Annotated in this window: 15 protein-coding genes; 5 read left to right on the plus strand and 10 right to left on the minus strand. The window is 70.1% G+C overall.

Going from position 1 to position 16,951, the window contains the following annotated elements:
• The first annotated feature begins 25 nt into the window (after positions 1-25).
• The gene (locus ACFQS2_RS09100; RefSeq protein ID WP_377793447.1) at positions 26-1,039 is read left to right on the plus strand and encodes a YdcF family protein; all 1,014 of its coding nucleotides are present in this window, start codon (positions 26-28) and stop codon (positions 1,037-1,039) included.
• A gap of 83 nt (positions 1,040-1,122) precedes the next feature.
• On the opposite strand, the gene ACFQS2_RS09105 is transcribed toward ACFQS2_RS09100, so the two are convergent.
• The 4 genes from ACFQS2_RS09105 to ACFQS2_RS09120 all read right to left on the minus strand — a co-directional run bounded on the left by ACFQS2_RS09105 (position 1,123) and on the right by ACFQS2_RS09120 (position 5,256).
• Positions 1,123-1,740: a biotin transporter BioY gene (locus ACFQS2_RS09105; RefSeq protein WP_377793448.1), complete on the minus strand. Its 618-nt coding sequence runs from the start codon at positions 1,738-1,740 to the stop codon at positions 1,123-1,125.
• A gap of 127 nt (positions 1,741-1,867) precedes the next feature.
• Positions 1,868-3,361: a lipase maturation factor family protein gene (locus ACFQS2_RS09110; RefSeq protein WP_377793449.1), complete on the minus strand. Its 1,494-nt coding sequence runs from the start codon at positions 3,359-3,361 to the stop codon at positions 1,868-1,870.
• A gap of 93 nt (positions 3,362-3,454) precedes the next feature.
• Complete coding sequence (erm, locus tag ACFQS2_RS09115) at positions 3,455-4,234, minus strand: 23S ribosomal RNA methyltransferase Erm (RefSeq protein WP_377793450.1); 780 nt, start codon at positions 4,232-4,234, stop codon at positions 3,455-3,457.
• A gap of 284 nt (positions 4,235-4,518) precedes the next feature.
• Positions 4,519-5,256, minus strand: coding sequence for a M50 family metallopeptidase (locus tag ACFQS2_RS09120; RefSeq protein ID WP_377793451.1), 738 nt, complete (start codon positions 5,254-5,256; stop codon positions 4,519-4,521).
• Between the two features lie 134 nt (positions 5,257-5,390).
• Between ACFQS2_RS09120 and ACFQS2_RS09125 the strand changes: the two genes are divergently transcribed.
• Both ACFQS2_RS09125 and ACFQS2_RS09130 read left to right on the plus strand, forming a co-directional pair.
• Complete coding sequence (locus tag ACFQS2_RS09125) at positions 5,391-5,852, plus strand: DUF2975 domain-containing protein (protein WP_377793452.1); 462 nt, start codon at positions 5,391-5,393, stop codon at positions 5,850-5,852.
• A 103-nt stretch (positions 5,853-5,955) separates the two neighbouring features.
• Positions 5,956-8,259, plus strand: coding sequence for a family 78 glycoside hydrolase catalytic domain (locus ACFQS2_RS09130; protein WP_377016037.1), 2,304 nt, complete (start codon positions 5,956-5,958; stop codon positions 8,257-8,259).
• A gap of 119 nt (positions 8,260-8,378) precedes the next feature.
• Here the strand turns inward: ACFQS2_RS09130 and ACFQS2_RS09135 are convergent, their stop codons facing one another.
• The 4 genes from ACFQS2_RS09135 to ACFQS2_RS09150 form a co-directional block, all read right to left on the minus strand.
• Positions 8,379-8,582, minus strand: coding sequence for a cold-shock protein (locus ACFQS2_RS09135; RefSeq protein WP_377016035.1), 204 nt, complete (start codon positions 8,580-8,582; stop codon positions 8,379-8,381).
• A 672-nt stretch (positions 8,583-9,254) separates the two neighbouring features.
• Positions 9,255-11,984 carry an ATP-dependent DNA ligase gene (locus tag ACFQS2_RS09140; protein ID WP_377793453.1) on the minus strand — a complete coding sequence of 910 codons (2,730 nt, stop codon included), beginning with the start codon at positions 11,982-11,984 and terminating at the stop codon, positions 9,255-9,257.
• 59 nt (positions 11,985-12,043) lie between these two features.
• Positions 12,044-12,277: a helix-turn-helix domain-containing protein gene (locus ACFQS2_RS09145; protein WP_377016031.1), complete on the minus strand. Its 234-nt coding sequence runs from the start codon at positions 12,275-12,277 to the stop codon at positions 12,044-12,046.
• A complete protein-coding gene (locus tag ACFQS2_RS09150; protein WP_377016029.1) occupies positions 12,277-12,789 on the minus strand; it encodes a DUF2975 domain-containing protein in 513 nt (170 codons plus the stop codon). Before ACFQS2_RS09150 ends, ACFQS2_RS09145 begins: the two co-directional genes overlap by 1 nt.
• A gap of 189 nt (positions 12,790-12,978) precedes the next feature.
• On the opposite strand from ACFQS2_RS09150, the gene ACFQS2_RS09155 reads away from it, so the two are divergent.
• On the plus strand, positions 12,979-14,100 hold the full coding sequence (locus ACFQS2_RS09155; RefSeq protein WP_377016027.1) for a Ku protein: 1,122 nt from the start codon (positions 12,979-12,981) through the stop codon (positions 14,098-14,100).
• Between the two features lies 1 nt (position 14,101).
• On the opposite strand, the gene ACFQS2_RS09160 is transcribed toward ACFQS2_RS09155, so the two are convergent.
• The gene (locus tag ACFQS2_RS09160) at positions 14,102-14,740 is read right to left on the minus strand and encodes a GNAT family N-acetyltransferase (protein WP_377016025.1); all 639 of its coding nucleotides are present in this window, start codon (positions 14,738-14,740) and stop codon (positions 14,102-14,104) included.
• Between the two features lie 89 nt (positions 14,741-14,829).
• Here ACFQS2_RS09160 and ACFQS2_RS09165 point away from each other — a divergent pair, with 89 nt between their 5' ends.
• Complete coding sequence (locus tag ACFQS2_RS09165) at positions 14,830-16,131, plus strand: alpha/beta hydrolase family protein (protein ID WP_377016023.1); 1,302 nt, start codon at positions 14,830-14,832, stop codon at positions 16,129-16,131.
• A 30-nt stretch (positions 16,132-16,161) separates the two neighbouring features.
• Here ACFQS2_RS09165 and ACFQS2_RS09170 read toward each other — a convergent pair whose 3' ends face one another.
• The gene (locus tag ACFQS2_RS09170) at positions 16,162-16,923 is read right to left on the minus strand and encodes a CPBP family intramembrane glutamic endopeptidase (protein ID WP_377016021.1); all 762 of its coding nucleotides are present in this window, start codon (positions 16,921-16,923) and stop codon (positions 16,162-16,164) included.
• Positions 16,924-16,951: the final 28 nt, after the last annotated feature.

The following is a 16,951-nucleotide window of genomic DNA, read 5'->3' on the forward strand; positions in this document are numbered from 1 at the left end:
GTACGAGCGTCGGAAGGAGACGGTGGTGCTGGGATCGTTGATCTGGACGGCGTTCTGGTGGGCGGTGTACCTGCTGGTGTTCCGGCAGGACCGTCGGCGGGTGCGCAACGGGGTGCTGCTGCTGATCGCCCTGAACGCGAGCGTCTCGCTGGTGACTCGGCTCGTCTCCACGCTGCCTCTGGGCAATCTGTTCGCCCTCGCCGTGGGGATCGTCTCGCTGCTGGGCGTGCTCGCCCTCGGCGTGTTCATGGTCGCCAACGGGCTGACGATGGTGCGCAAGGAGGGGCGCTCGCTGGGCAACCTGCTGTCGGGTCTGGCCGGGGCTGCTCTGCTCGCCGCTCCCTGGGTCGCGGCCGCCCTGGTGCTGACGATGGCGCCGCTCGCGATCGGTGCTGGTGCCCTGCTGGCGCTGGTCTCGCTGCACGTGGGCATCGCGTTCCTGGTTTTCCTGTGCGCCTCGGTGCCCTACCAGCTCTTTCCTCGGCAGCTGGAGACCACCGGCATCATCGTCCACGGCTCGGGGCTGATCAACGGGAAGGTCAGCAAGCTGCTGCGGGGACGCCTTGATCGTGCGGTCGCCGAGCGGGACCGGCTGCTGGCGGCGGGTCTCGACCCGTTGCTGGTCCCCTCCGGCGGCAAGGGCGAGGACGAGCTTCGCCCGGAGGGCGAGGCGATGGCCGAATACCTGATCGACGAGGTCGGGATCCCCGCCGATCGGGTGCACGCCGAGACCGAATCCCGCACCACCGAGGAGAACGTGATCCTCTCCCACCGGATCCTCGACGAGGCCGGCCACCAGGGGCCGTACATCGTCGCGACCTCTCGGTACCACGCCTTCCGCGCCGCCCTGCTGGCGCGACGGCTGGGCTTCGCCGATGAAGCCGTCGGCGGGCGCACTGCCTTCTACTACGTACCCAGCGCCACCCTGCGCGAGTTCATCGCAGTGATGTCGTACCACAAGGTGTGGAACGCGGTGCTGCTGCTCCCGTCTCTGGCGTTCGTGGCCCTACTGGTCAGAGCAGCTTTCCTGGCGCCCTGAGGAGAGCACGGTCCCGCTGCAGGCCGAAGCCCTGCGGCGGGCCGAACGCTCCCTCACGGCAACTGGTCGGACCCGACAGTCGTTCAGCCGCGCTCGTCCAGGGCGCGCACGCCCCGCCACGCGGCGGGGATCAGCAGGGCGGCGAGCAGCGCCTTGACCACGCCGCCGGGGATGAACGGCCACACTCCCGCGGCCAGGATGCCCCCGAGGCCGAGCTCCGCGCCCATCACGGCGTTGAGGATCATCGCCAGGTAGGGCACGCCGATCAGGAACGGGACGGCGCTGGCGGCGACGAAGCCGGCCATGGCCCCGAGCGGCCTGCGGTCCCAGGCACGCTCGGCGAACCAGCCGGCCACGAAGGCCGCGGGCACGAAGCCGAGGATGAACCCGAAGCTGGGCGAGAGCACCGCGGCGGGGCCGCCGGTGAACTCCGCGAAGATCGGGGCTCCGGCGAGGCCGGCGAGCAGGTAGGTGAGCATCGCGGCCGCACCGCGGCGAGAGCCCAGGGCGGCACCGACTAGGATCACCCCGAGGGTCTGCCCTGTGATCGGGACCAGGGGCAGCGGGATCGTGACCTGCGCGAGGAGTGCGACCACGGCGGTTCCCGCCAGGACCAGGACGGCATCGCGCAGGCGGGTGCGGTGCGGGGTCAGGGCATCGGCCAGGACGGGACGGCGGGCCGGGACGGCGATCGCGGACATCGGGCTCCTCAGGGTGATGGTCGGCGGAAGAGGACAGCCTAGAACACGCGGGGCCTCACCGGCTTCTCACGCTCACCTGCCCGCAGTACGCCGCGGATCCCTCGCCCGCGCAGTTCGCGTGGCGTGATCACAGTCGCGCGATGACGCCGAGTTCGGTGCGGGTCCACCAGTTCCCCGTCTCCCGCCGTTCGGCGGCGGTGGCGTAGCGGTACTCGTAGTACTTCACGCGCAGGGCGGTCGGTGCGGCGCCGTCGAAGGGGTCGGTGCGCAGCAGCCGGCGGATCGCGGGGTCGCCCTCGCGCAGCTTCTCCAGCAGCGCCACGAACCAGGCCTGGGCGCCGGGGCGCAGCGCGAGGAACCACATCTGCCAGTCCAAGCGCAAGTGATATGGCGCGAACTGGCGCGAGCGCCGTCGCACGTCGCCGGGCTTGCCCTTGAACTCGTAGGGCCGCCAGGCCTCGTCGTCGGCCGATTCGGGGTCCTCGGCCAGGGTGCCCTCGATGACCACTTCGAAGCGGCGCTCGGTCATGGAGCCGAAGGCACCGTAGGCATTGACCAGATGGAAGCGGTTGAAGCTGGCGTTCATCAGCTGGTAGCGGGAGAAGAGGTTCTTCAGCGGCTTCCAGCTCAGCACCGCGAGGAACACGAACACGGCGATGATCAGGAGGTGCCACCACAGCGGCGAGGCCTCGCCGCCTTCCGTGCCCGTCGTGCCGTCGGGCCCGATCGGGAGGTTCTGCCAGCCCCAGCCGGGCCAGGGGCCGCCGACGATCCAGCGCAGGAAGGAATCGCTGATCGCGGAGAAGGCGACGATGATCGTCAGCCAGTTCAGCCAGGCATAGTTGCCGGTGACCACCAGGAACAGCTGGCTGAGGATGACCAGGACGGCCGCGATCGAGGCGATGGGCTGGGGCAGGAGCACCAGCCAGATCACGCCCAGCTGGATCGCGTGGCTGCCCAGTACCTCGAGGCGGTGCCACCAGTGGGGTGTCAGATGCGCCCGGCGGCTGAGCGGGTTGGGCATCGGCTGGGTCTGGTGGTGATGGTCCATCGCGGTCAGGTCGCGCCAGGACTGATCCCCGCGCATCTTGATCATCCCGGCACCGAACTCGAGCCGGATCAGCATCCAACGCAGGAACCACAGGATCAGCAGCGGCGGCGCGACCTGGTGCGAGCCCAGGAAACCGACGATGAAGCCGCACTCCAGCAGCATCGACTCCCAGCCGAAGCTGTAGAACGTCTGGCCGACGGAGTGGATCGAGAGGTAGAGACCCCACATGATCAGGAACACCGGGATCGTGGTCCACGCCGGCCCCAGCTGGGCGATGCCGAGCACGACGGACAGGCCCAGCACGATGCCCGCCACGCACATGATCCGCAGCAGCCGGTCGCTGTAGGGGGTGCGCCGCCAGTGGAACAGGCTCGGCGCGTGACGCGCGCCGGGCCGCTCGAAATACTCCGGCACGGGCAGCAGGCCCCGCTCCCCCAGCAGCGCCGGGAACTGGTTCAGGGTGGAGAGGAAGGCGAGCACGAACACGGCGGCGACGCCGCGCAGGATGACCTCGCGGGCGATCGTGTAGTCGTGCCCGTCCAGCAGTGCCAGCCAGTTCGTCCACTCCACGGTGCTCACCTCCGGGTCTCGGATGCTCTTTGATTGTGCCGCGGTCGGCGGCCGACGTCAGCTGACCCGTCCGACCGGTTCCACGGTGCCGGATCAGCCTCGGCGCCGCTCCGGCCCGGACAGCGCGAAGGCCTCGGCCCAGTGCGCGGGGTCCACGTCCCGGGGAAGGGCGCGAGGGTGATAGCCGAAGCGGTCGCAGAAGGTACGGGCCTGCCGGGCGGTCAGTCCCCCGCTGCGACGAAGGATCTGTTCGATCCCGCGGCCGGGCCCGGTGAAGACGTCCCGTACCAGCCGGTGGTATGCCCGACGGTCCGCAGCCGGGACGAGCGGCTCCCGCCGTCGGCGGATGATCAGCAGGCCGGAGTCGACGCTGGGCCGGGGCCTGAAGGCTGTCGCGGGGATCCGGCGGTCCAGGGAGACCTCGAACCACGGCCACCACTGCGCGGTCATCATGGTCACCCCGCCCACGCCGGCGCGCTTGCGCGCGACCTCCCATTGCGTGATGAGCAGGGCGTCGCTCCAGCCGCCGGCGCGGAACAGATGCCGCAGGGCGGGAGTGGTGAGGTGATAGGGCAGGTTGGCCACGAGCGTGGACCCCGCCGGCGGGGCATGGCGCAGGATGTCGCCGCACCGGACCGTGACGTGTGCCGGGACTCGCCGGGACAGCGCGTGTGCGGTGCGCTCGTCGATCTCCACCGCCTCGAGCGGTCGGCCCAGACGGGACAGCGGCAGGGTCAGGGCGCCGTCGCCGGCGCCCCACTCGACGATGGCGCCGTCGGTGGCGGCGACGAGCTCGACGATGCGGCCGATGACACGGCGGTCGCGCAGGAAGTTCTGGCCCAGTTCATGGGCTCCGGGATGGTGACGATGCACGGTGGCTCCTCGGGGAAAGGCAGGAGCCGGGCAGCATGAAGCGCCGCCCGGCGGTGGACCGGGGGCGGCGCGGAATCGTCAGAGGGTAGTCGGGATCCGCGCCGTCAGCGGCGGCGGATCCGAACGAATATCGAGGCACTCATGAAGACGACGGTACGAACGAGTGCGGAGGGGAGCAATGGAATTTCTGGTCGGCGGTCCCTGCGCATGGGCACCCCGACCGCACTCGGCTCGCCACGGTCGCGGCCGTCATCTGCGGCAGCGCGGTGATCTGCGGCCGTCCGCTATCCGGTCAGGCCGGGCAATGACGGCACAGACAGATGCGGGGACACCGCCGTCCAGGCCCACCAGGTGGCGGCGGCCAGGACGAGGACGAACGTGAGGTTCCACAGCCAGGCCGGCAGCGGCGAGAGCTGGGCGAGCTGGGCCGGGTCATCCGAACGGCCGCCTGAGCTCATCACGGCGCCCAGGTGGCGCCACGCGCCGATCAGCAGGAACGCGCCTGCGGCGAGGGTGATCAGGGCATTCAGCGCCGCGCCGCCCCACCACCAGGCGGCACCGACGCCGGCGGCCGTGGCGAGCACCGCCAGCAGCGTGTGGCCTGAGCGGGTGAACACGAGCGAGAGGACCAGCACCACGAAAGCGGCGAACAGGGCGGTGCGAGCCCATCCGTGCAGAGCGATCTGGATCAGCAGCGTCCCGAGGATGGCGGGGGCCGGATAGCCGGCCCAGGTCGAGGCGAGGCGGCCCAGGCCGCGACGGGGGCCGACGGTCACGGCGTGGCCGGACATGTCGGCGCTGACGACGAAGCCGGTGAAGCGGCGGCCGACCAGGATGCCGATGGCGGCATGGCCGAGCTCGTGGACGATGGTCACTGCGAGCCGCGCGAGTCGCCACACGGACGGCAGCACCACGGCGGCGAGCGCCGCGGCGAGGGAGAGCATGATCCACCAGCCCGGCTCGGGTGCCGTGCCGGGGGCGACGCGCTCCCAGATCTCACCGGCAAGGTTCTGCAGATCCATCCGGCCATGGTGCCAGTCGCGCCGAGGGGGTACCTGGGAGTGGAACCCGACTGTCCGGGGGCAGGTCACGGAGGTTCGGTGGACGACGTGTGAAATCTCTTCGGCCGGCGCATCCGCGCCGTACGGTGACGCCCATGGGAACCCGCGCCGTTGTGCCCGCACGCGTCTCGCTGACGATTCTCGCTGCAGGCGCGGTTCTGCTGCTTCCCGCACTGCCCCGCGAATCACACCTGACCGGACAGATGTATCCGGAGGTCTCGCACCTCGTGATCCCCTATGCGGTCGCCGCTGATCTCACGGTTCTCAGCGGCCTCGTGGTCCTCCTGGCGCTCTGGCGACTCCTCGCACTCGCTGCCGGCGATCGAGCGTTCACGAGCGCGTCGCTGACATGGCTGCACGTGCTCAGGCTCGCGATCGCTCTGATGGCCGCGTTCCCCGTCATCGTGGCGCTGCATCTGCTGGTGGTCGTCTCGCTCGGCGGGCCGGGTGTGGTGCTCGCCCTGGGCGCCGGGGTGGCAGGGGGCGCAGCGGGCTTCTTCGTGGTGACCGTGATGCGCGAGGTCGTACGCGCCGAGGTGGTCGCCCGCCGCCCGTGAAGAGCACACGTGCCGCCCCGTCCGCGCGGCACCATGGCACACTGTGCCGATCCGTCGACGCCGACCGATCGGCGCCCATCCCAGGAACCAGGTGGCCCCCGCGATGCCGGATCTCGACCCCGCTCTCGCCCGCTGGATCACGGCACCGGGCGAGGATCCGCAGAATCCTCTGCTCCGTACCGTGTTCGACCTGCCCGCGCCGCCGGTCTCTGCCCGTCTGCTGGTCACGGGGCTCGGTACGTTCCGTGCCTATCTCAACGGTGCTCCGACCTCCGGGGCCCGCCTGGATCCGGGCCTGACGGACCCGCGACGCCGGGTGCAGGTGTGTGACCTCGATGTCACCACGCTGCTGGCAGCGGGCCCCAACGCGCTGGGCATCGAGCTCGGGCGCGGCTTCCACGGGATGCGCACGCCGAACGTCTGGCGCTGGGAGCAGGCGCCCTGGCGCGGTCCGGTGCGGGCCTGGGCGCATCTGGAGATCGGGCTCGCCGACGGCAGCTCCCGCTCCATCGCCACCGACGAGGGGTGGCGGACCCGGCCGGGGCCCATCGTCGAGGACTCGATGTACGAGGGCGAGACGTTCGCCCCCGAGGAGGCGCCCGAGGCGTGGCGGCTGCCGGACTACGACGATTCCGCGTGGCACCCGGTGCTCGTGGATTCGCCCGGCACGGGTTCCCGGATCGGGACGGCCGCGCCGGCTCCGCTCCTGCAGGTCCAGGAGCAGGAGCCGGTGGTCGTCCAGGGCGAGTTCACCCCGGCCGTGGTCTCCTCGAGCCCCGAGCGCATCGTCCTGGACATGGGCCGCGTGCTCGCCGGCTGGAGCCGGTACCAGCTCGCAGCTGAGGTGGGCCTCGACGCGGAACCGGTCGAGTTCGTGGCCCGGCACGGAGAGAAGCTGCGCGATGACGGCACGGTCGACGACGACAACGAGCACATCTACACCGACCGGTTCCAGGAGGACCGGGTGCGCCTGGAACCGGCCTTCGCCCGGTCTTTCGAGCCACAGCACAGCTACAAGGGATTCCGGTTCGTCCAGCTGGAGCCGCTTCGCGGTGACCTCGGCGGTCTCGAAGTCACCGGCGTGCTCGCCCACGCGGACCTCGCCCCCGCCAGCACGCTGAGCTCCTCCGACACCTACCTGGAGCGGTTCGATACGGCGATGAGGGCCTCGCTGGCCAACAACATGCACCATGTGCCCACCGACACCCCGATGCACGAGAAGAACGGGTGGACCGGGGACGCACTGACCTCCCTGGCGGCGATGGTCACGAGCTTCGACATGCATCGGATGCTGCGGAAATGGGCCAGAGACCAGGCAGACACGCAACGCGCCGACGGGTCGCTGGCCGTGATCGCGCCGACCCCCGGATGGGGCTACGAGGAGCTCTCCCCCGCCCCGGAGTGGACCACACTGCTGCCCGTGCTGCTCGAAGAGCTGGCCGTCGAGTACGGGGACACGGAGGCGGTGCGCGAGCACGGGCAGGCGGCCGCGGCGTATCTGGACTACGAGCTCTCACGCCGCGACGAGGACGGTCTCATCTCCGGTGTGCTCGGTGACTACCTCACGCCCGGCAGTTCCGGTCCGGCACCGGAGGACAAGCGGCTGACGGCGACCCTGTTCGTCGCGAGGGCACTGCGGTCCCTCGCCCACGCCCTCGAGCTCGCGCGCGCCGCCGACGGCAGCGGGGCAACCGGGGACGAGGGTGCGGCGGCCGGCACACTGCACACGCCCGATCGTCTGCGCCGGCATGCCGCACAGCTCGAGGCCGCGGTCAACGCGGCCTTCCTCGACACTGCTCATGGCATCTACCGCGATCCGAGCTCGAGCGAATACCACCAGACCAGCAATCTGCTGCCCCTGGCCTTCGGGATCGTGCCCGAGGAGCACGTACAGCACGTGGTGGCGGGCCTGGTCGCGGACATCGAGGCGCGCGGGGGCCATCACGACTGCGGACACATCGGGGTGCGGTATCTGCTGCCGGTACTCTCCGCACACGGGCACGGTGACCTGGCATATCGAGTGCTGTGCGCCCCGACCGCGCCGGGATGGCGAGCCTGGCTGGAGGCGGGCAACTCGACCTTCATGGAGATGTGGGAGAACCCGCGCTCGTGCTCGCACTACTTCATGGGCACGCCGGTGACCTGGATCCACGAGCACGTGGCCGGGCTGCGGCGCGGGCGCGATGGCTGGCGGGAGTTCCTGGTCGCCCCCGATCCCGATGTCCCCGTCGGCCGCATCGCACTGACCCGCCGCACCCGCCATGGCGAGATCGCGGTGGAGGTGGATCGCGAGGCCGCGACGGTGACCGTGACCGTGCCCGCCGGGACCCGCGCCCGAGTGGTGCTGCCAGGGATCGAGCAGGTCCTCGAGGCCGGTCGGCATACCATCGGGCGCCCGGCACCGTGACACGGACGACGCCCGCCGGTGCCGGCATGTGCCGGACCCGACGGGCGTCGTGGTCGTGACCGAGATCCGCGAGGCGGACCCGCCGGTCGTCAGGGCCGGTCAGTGACCGGCCGGAGCGCTCAGATGGAGCGGATGTTCACTGCCTGCATGCCCTTGGGGCCCTGCTCGGTCTCGAACTCCACTCGCTGGTTCTCCTCGAGGTCGCGGCGGCCGGTGCCGGCGATCGCGCTGAAGTGCGCGAACACATCGGCGGAGCCGTCCTCGGGGGCGATGAACCCGTAGCCCTTGTCGGAGTTGAACCAGGTGACGATGCCAGTAGCCATGGCGATATTCCTTCGTTGTCGTGAGCCACGTTCGTGACCCGTGTATCCGTGGCGACGGCGCCGCCGCGGATGGGTGGCACCCCGGGCGTCGCGCCGACCGATGCGGTCGGCGCTGCCCGTGCGGGGTGCAGGTGCGGCCTCCAGGGCCGCCTGAGCCGCGGCCAGCGACAGAAAGTCGCCGATGCGGCCGAACTGGGGCCCGTAGGCCGTGTGGACCGGCGCGTCAGCGCTGCTGACGACGTGGCCGGCGTACTCTCCGGCGAGCGTGGCGACATGGGTGTCGTGATCGGCTCGGAGCCAGGAGAGGGTGGGGTGCGCTGCAACGGTCGCGGAGGCGGCCGTCGGCGCGGACGTGAGGGGTGACGTGGGGACGTCGACGTGCGGGGAAAGTGCGGAGGAGGTGATGAAGTACCAATTTCGTAGATAGTGCGACGCGACCGTCGTCGGTCCGCCTCGAGAACGAGACGTCACGCGCCGTGCGATCATCCGCTCCCGGAGCACCCGATCTCCGCGACCCGGAGGTGCGGCGCGTGCTTCCCCCGCCGTGAGGCGGGATCGTGCGAACAACTGCATTGAGCCTACGGCATGGACGGGGATGCTCGTGCACGCGTGTGATCCATCGGACGGAGGACACCTGGACCCCCTGGTCAGGCGGGAACGCGGCGCTGGGTCTCACTCCTCCCAGCGCACCTCGTCGGCGTCCTTGTCGGGCCGGAACCCTCGCCAGACGGGGTGGCGCAGCCGGCCGTCCCCGGTCCGCTCGGTGTACTGCACCTCGCCGACGAGATCCGCGCGCACCCACTGGACGTCGCGGCTGTCCGCCGCGGGCACGTCGTCCGCGGGTGGAGTCTTGCGGGTGCGGGAGCGGAGTGTGCCGGCGGCCTTCTCGAGATCGCGTTCGGTGAAACCGGTGCCGACGCGCCCGGCGTAGCTCAGCTCGCCGTCGGCGTCCGGCACGGCGATCAGCAGCGATCCGATGGTGCCCGAGCGGGCCCCTTTCCCCTCCCGCCAGCCGATGACGACCACCTCCTGGTGGCGCTCGTTCTTGATCTTGATCCAGGTGCGGCTGCGTTTTCCGGCCCGGTAGGTGCCGTCCTCCTTCTTCGCCATCACGCCTTCGAGCTGCAGCTGCTTGGACAGCTGGATCGCGTGGTCCACGTCGCCGTGGTCGGCGTGGGGCAGCTGGACGTGCTCGGCGGGTTCGGCGACCTCGTACAGCGCGTCGCGGCGCTCGCGGTACGGGGCACGCAGCAGGGATTCGCCGCCGCGCACCAGCAGGTCGAACAGCATCACGTGGGCCTCGACCTCCTGCCGGGCGCGTTCGACGTCCCGTTCGCGCGTGAGCCCGAGCCGCTGCTGCAGGCGGGAGAAGGAGGGGCGGTCCTGGGCGTCCAGGGCCACGATCTCGCCGTCGAAGACGGTCTCGCCCGCGGCGAGGACATCGGGGTCGACGACCCCGCGCAGCTCCTGGAGCTCGGGGAAGGCATCGGTCGTGTCGTGCCCGTTGCGGCTGGTCAGGCGCACGGCGTCCTCGGTGACGGTGGCGATCACGCGGACGCCGTCCCACTTCATCTCGAAGGCCCACTCGTCCTCGTCGCGGATGTCGTCGCGGCTTCCCAGGGTGGCGAGCATGGGCGAGATCGGCTCGCTCATCTCCGTCACGGTCGAGGAGCGGCCCCGGGAGGCACCCTTCGTCGACGAGCCCTTGGCCGCGTCGCCCTCCTCGGCCTTCCTCGTGCGCTTACCCTTACTCGTGCTCGTGCTCGTGCTCGTGCTCGTGCTCGTGCTCTCGCGATCGTCCTTGTTCTTGCTCTTGCTCTTGCTCTTGCTCCCGGGCTTGTCGGTGCTCTTGCCCTTGTCCTTGCCCTTGCTCGTGGACGCTCGCTTCGAGCCCGCCGCGTCGTCCTCGTCGGGCTGGTCCTTCATCAGATGCAGCAGCCAGTTGGAGTCGGCCTCCTCCTTCGCGGCCGGCGTCTTCTTCTTCCCGCCCATGCCGCCGGTCTGGATGAACGCGTAGCGCCGGGGCACCCCGCCGAGACCACCGTCCTCACGGCCGTGGCAGATCGCGATGACCTCCTTGCCCTCGCGCCACTTCTCGATCTCGATGGTGCCGGCATCCCAGATCGTGACCTCTCCCCCGCCGTACTCGTCCTTCGGGATCGTGCCCTCGAAGGTGCCGTACTCCAGGGGGTGGTCCTCCGTCTGGACGGCGAGACGGTTCACGTCGACCTCGAGCGGCGGACCCTTGGGCACCGCCCAGGAGACCAGCACGCCCTCGTGCTGAAGACGGAAGTCCCAGTGCAGGCGGGAGGCGTGATGCTCCTGGATGACGAACATCGGCTCGTCGGCATCCAGAGCGTCCTGGGCATCCTCGGAGGCGCCCGGACTCGCCTCGGGCACGGGCTCGGGCGTCTTGTCCGGGTCCCGCTTGGAGCGGTAGACCTCCAGCCGGTCCCGGGCGCGATCGGCCGACGGGGAGTCGTCCTCGCCGGACCCGTCGTCGCCGGCGTCCTCGCCGTAGCCCAGCGGGGCGATCGGGTCGAGGCCGTCCTCGACGCGCTCGAGCACCTCCTCGAACTCGAGGTGGTCGAGGTCCGGGTCCTCGATCTCCTCCCAGGTGCGCGGCGCGGCGACCGTCGGCCGCAGTCGCCCGCGCAGGGAGTAGGGGCACACGGTGGTCTTCTTGCCGTTGTTCTGGGACCAGTCCACCAGCACCTTGCCCTCGCGCAGGGACTTCTTCATGTCGCTGACGACGTGGTCGGGATGATCCGCCTCCAGGGCGCGGGCCAGCTGGTGGGCGACGTCGGAGACCTCCTCGGAGGTGCTGGCGCCATCCAGGGGCGCGTACAGGTGGATGCCCTTGGACCCGGAGGTGACCGGGAAGGCGTCCAGGCCCATGTCGGTGAGGATCTCGCGGCACCACTGGGCCACCCGCGCGCAGTCGGCCAGCTCCGCGCCCTTGCCGGGATCGAGGTCGAGCACCAGGCGGTCGGGGTTTGCCGGTTCGAGGTCGTCGTCGAAGCGCCACTGCGGGGTGTGGATCTCCAGGGCGGCCAGCTGGGCGAGCCAGACCAGCACCGCGGTCTCGTCGACCAAGGGGTAGGTCGAGGGCCCGTCGCTGTGCTCGATATCCGCCCGCGGCATCCAGTCGGGCGCGAAGTCCTCCAGGTCCTTGCGGAAGAAGACCTTGCCGGGATCGTCCTCGGTGCCGACCCCGTCGACCCATCGCTTGCGGGTCGCCGGACGCCGCGTGGCCTGCGGGATCAGCACCGGGGCGACGCGCCGGTAGTAGTCGATCACCTCGCCCTTGGTGGTGCCCGTGGAGGGATAGAAGACCTTGTCGAGATTGGACAGGCGCAGCTCGCGCCCCTCGACCTCGACCCGCTGTTCTCCGGTAGCCATGGGGACACTGTGCCGCAGGTCATGCGATCCGTCACGAAGATCCCCGGCGAACTGCCCGCTCACGAGTCCGCGTCGGCCGGCTCCTCGGGCCCGGGCTCCCATCGCAGCAGATCCCCGGGCTGGCACTGAAGCACCTCGCACAGCGCCTCCAGCGTGGAGAAGCGCACCGCCTTGGCGCGGCCGTTCTTGAGCACGGCGAGATTGGCGGGGGTGATGCCGATGCGCTCGGCGAGGTGCCCGACGGACATCTTGCGGCGCGCGAGCATCACGTCGATGTCGACGACGATCGCCATCAGATGACCTCGTCGAGCTCGGACTGCAGATTCCGCGCCCTGGCGAGGGTCTCGGTGGCCTGGGCCAGCAGCTGGCGCTGGACGTAGACCACCAGCGCGACCCCGGCGATCACCAGGGACGCGCCGCACAGGAGGCCCACGAGGCCGGGAGCCACCTCGTCCCCGGGCGTGGTGCGGTTGGCGACGGCGGCGATCACCGCGATCGCGAACGGGAAGAGTGCCTCGACGGCGATGGCGCCGATGATGAGGTCGACGTAGCGGAACGAGCGGCGGGAGAAGACCCGGCCGCGGCGCACCAGTGTCAGCAGCCGCAGGATGCTCACGCCTACGACCTGCAGCGCGAGCACGGCCAGCACGGCGATCCCGGTCAGGAGCGTCGCCGTGAGCGCGGAGACCCCCGATCCGGTCATGTCCCGCCACAGCAGCGGCACGATGACGAACTGGACCGCGAGCGCTCCGGCGAGCGCGAGCCAGATGATGACCCGTAGGACCTGGACGCTGATCGTGCCCATGACACCTCCCTTATCGGACGACGGCAACAATCTATCGTTTATCGATGGGCCTGGCAAGCGATCGTCGGGCAGCAGGCAGCGGCAAGCAGCCGCTGGGCGAGGCAGACGCCCCGGGCGGAGGACTGATGGCCTCGGCCGACCTACCGACCGTCACTGGTCCGGTGCGCCGACGTCGTGGTGTGATGGAGTATGCGCGCGATATGGAGCGGTGAGATCACGTTCGGGCTCGTGAACGTGCCGGTGAAGCTGTATGGAGCGACCCGGTCGCACGACGTCTCCCTGCACCAGGTTCACGATGAGGACCACGGCCGGATCCGCTACAAGCGGGTGTGCGAGGTGTGCGGCCGCGAGATCGACTACGACCACATCGAGAAGGCCTACGACGACGGCGACAAGACCGTGATCCTCACCGACGAGGAGCTGGATTCCCTGCCGGCCGAGGACAACGACGAGATCGACGTGGTCCAGTTCGTGCCCGACGAGCAGATCGATCCCATCCTGCTGGGCACCTCCTACTTCCTCGAGCCCGTCGGCCGCTCATCGAAGGCCTACGTGCTGCTGCACAGCACGCTCGAGGACACCGAGCGCACCGCGGTGGTGACGTTCACGCTGCGCACCCGGACGCGCCTGGGAGTGCTGCGTATTCGCGATGACCTGCTGGTGCTGCAGACGCTGCGCTGGCCGGAGGACCTGCGCGAGGCGGATTTCGGCCCCTCGAAGTCGAAGGTCAGCAAGAAGGAGAAGACGATGTCCGCCGCGTTGGTCGAGCAGTTCAGCGGCGACTTCGAGCCCGAGCAGTTCACCGACGAGTACCAGGCTCAGCTGCAGGAGCTGGTGGACGCCAAGCTCGAGGAGGGCGACACCGTCGATACTGACGAGACCTTCGGTGAGGAGCGCGCGCAGCAGGAGGAGAAGGAGGACGGGAAGGTCCTCTCCCTCATGGACGCTCTGGAGCGCAGCGTGCAGAAGCGACGCGGCGGCGGGACGGCCGGCGAGGACTCGGGTGATGAGGCCGGAGACGATAAGGACGGCGCCGACTCCGACGAGAGCAAGGGCTCCTCCAGCCGGGGCCGGAAGCGCTCGAGCAGCAAGAGCTCTGGGAGCAAGAGCTCTGGGGACAAGAGCTCGAGCAGCAAGAGTTCGGGATCCAAGAGTTCCGGCAGCAGGAAGTCCGGATCTAACAGCTCCAGCTCCAGCTCGAAGAAGTCGGACTCGAGCTCGACGTCCAAGAAGTCCACATCGAAGAGCTCCGGCTCCAAGAGTTCCGGCTCCAAGGGCTCGTCGAAGAGTTCGAAGAAGAAGGCTTCCTGACTCAGCGCAGGGTCTCGGCGAGCTGTGCCGCCGTCAGCTCGCGGTCGGCCAGCACGAGGCGGATAGCGTCCGGATCCGGGTTCCCGGCGTCCGGCGCACGATGGCGCAGCGTGAGGCCGACGTTCTCGGCCACCCGGCGCGAGGCCGTGTTGTGCTCGAGCAGGTATGCCACCACCGGGATCTCGGGGCGATGCGCCCTCGCCGCCTCCAGCGCTGCCCGCGATACCTCCGTGGCGTACCCATGTCCATGGGCCTCCGGCGCGAAGCGATAGCCGAGGTTCCAGAAGGCACCCGCGGCAGGCGCGCCCAGCAGGCGGCAGCCGGCGTGCCCGAGGAAGGTGCGGCTCTCCGCCTCCCGCACCATCCACGGACCAAGGCCGTCGCTTTCCCACGCTGTGATCCAGCGACCCAGCATCGCGCCCGTCGTGGACGGTTCCGTATGGCGCAGGGAGGGGAAGTGCGTCCACACGCGCGGGTCCGCGTAGATCTCATGCAGGGGCTCGATGTCCTCCATGGTGGGGACGTCGAGGAGGAGACGATCGGTGCGCTGCGACCGATCGTCACGGGATAGCAGGCGACGCGGAGACGACGGATGCCCCTGGTGGGAGCGGTCCTTCGGGGATGGATGCTGCGAGTTCACGGACCCATCCTCTCGCCCAGGGCCGTCCCCCGACGAACTCGGGGGACATCCCCCTGGCCATCCGGTCGGGTCCGCCCCAGCCTGGACGCATGCCAGCACCCAGCACTGGATCCCCGTCGGACCATCTCGAACACCGCGACGCGCTGACGGGTCGGCCGTCGCGCCGGCGAGCACTGGGCGGCGCGCTGGCGGCGGTCATCGCGGCAGGACTTCTCGCGAGCGTCGCCGTCATCGCCGTAGCGCCGCGGCCCCGGCTGCCCGAGCCCACCGGTCCCTATGACGTCGGGACCACGACCCGCACGTGGAGTGACTCCTCCCGGCCCGAACCGTTCACCAGTGATCCCGACGACCACCGGTCCGTCATCGCCCAGATCTGGTATCCGGCTCGACCGGCACCGGATGCTCCCACAGCGCCGTACATGAATCGCGGAACCGCGGTCGGGCTCGCTGACGTCCTCGGCGTGCCCGCTGCGCTTCTGACCCGCGTTCCCGGTGCCACGACCCATGCGCACCCGGATGCGTCGGCAGCCGACGGGCGATTCCCCGTCCTGATCCATCTCTCCGGTTTCCAGAGCTTCCGTGGCGAGGCGCAGGCCTGGTTCGAGGACCTCGCCTCCCACGGCTACGTGGTGATCAGCCTCGATCAGCCCGGCACCGCCGCCCGCACGATTCTGCCGAGCGGCGATGCCGTCACGGCCATCTCCCGGGACGAGCTGGGCCCGCTGATGCCGGAGTCCGTGACGGAGGATGACCCCGCACCGGTGGTCAACGGTGAGGAGCTGCCCGGCGGCATCGTGCCCTTCCTCGCCCGGGACGCGCGGTTCGCCCTCGATCGGGCGGAGGCACTCGATGCGGGCGACGGCCCCCTGGCCGGCCACCTGGCGACGGACCGAGCCGGGGTGTTCGGGTTGTCACTGGGCGGATACACGGCCCCGGAGACCTGCCGCCAGGACACCCGCTTCCGCGCCTGCCTGGAGGCCGACGCCGGCCAGACGGCTCCCGTCGCCACCGACGGCATCGAGCAGCCGCTGATGGTCATGACGCGGGAGGCGTCGTCGATGCGGCGCGAGCGCGACCGTGCCGGCGGCTGGCCGGAGGCGGAGATCCGACAGACCGTGACAGCTCAGCGCGGCCTGTTCGCGAACTCGACCGGCCCGGCGTGGTACCTCACGCTCAACGACTTCCACCACCTCAACTGGTCCGACCTGCCCTTGTGGTCGCCGCTGTTCCGGTGGCGAGGACTGGCCGGGCCCATCGACCCCGAACGCGGCGCGGCGCTCGTGACCACGTGGAGCCGGGCCTTCTTCGACCGCACCCTGAAGGATGAGGCGGCGCCTCTGCTGGATGGGCCGTCGGATGCCTGGCCCGAGGTGGGCGTGGAGACACGGTGAATCCCAAGGCACTCCCCGCCTGAGTACGTGTCAGCGCTGCCCGGCATTGGCCGCGGCGGCGTCGGGAGCCGGATCGACCCCATGCCCGGGAGACCGCAGCAAGAGCACTCCGAGCACCACGAAGCCGCCGTGGATAGCGATGTCCGTCCACAGCGGGACCTGCCCGCCGGTCATGATCACCGTCATGTCCGCCGTGGCATGGATGAACACCAGAGGGAGCAACCAGCGGAACCGCAGCTGGGACGCGGCGAGCGCGAAGCCGTACGTGGCAGAGGCCAGCACGTTCAGCAGTACGTCATCAGTGGCGCGCCCCGGCGTGGTCACCAGCAGCGAGAGGTGCGCCAGCCCGAACAGCGCGCCGGAGAGCACCGCGGAGGGCACTGGTGAGAAGGCCCGTCGCAGAGTGCCGAGGACGGCGACGCGATTGACGAGCTCCTCGTTGACGCCCACGAACAGCCGAGTGAGCGACCACAGGAGAATGCCCGGCGGCTGCATCGAGAAGCCGCCGGGGTGGACCAGCCAGATCAGTGCCTCGACCACGAATGGCAACAGCCACAGCGCCGCCCACGGCGACCGCCACAGCCGTAGCACGCCCTGGTCGCGCCACAGGCCCAGCACGCTGACGATCACGATCGCGTAGACCACGCACAGGACGTTGGCGAACAGGCCCATGTACCAGCCGGTGATCCCGAACAACGGCGCGATCGCCAGAGCTGCGAGGATGACGAGGAAGCGCAGCACCTCCAAGGAAATGCAGAGTCCGAGGGCACCGGGTCGCGTGGAAGCTCTCACGCCCCCAGCGTCACCGCTCGCTCACGGT

Source organism: Brachybacterium sp. GCM10030267 (assembly GCF_042666875.1).
In the GTDB taxonomy this organism is placed as follows: Bacteria; Actinomycetota; Actinomycetes; order Actinomycetales; family Dermabacteraceae; genus Brachybacterium.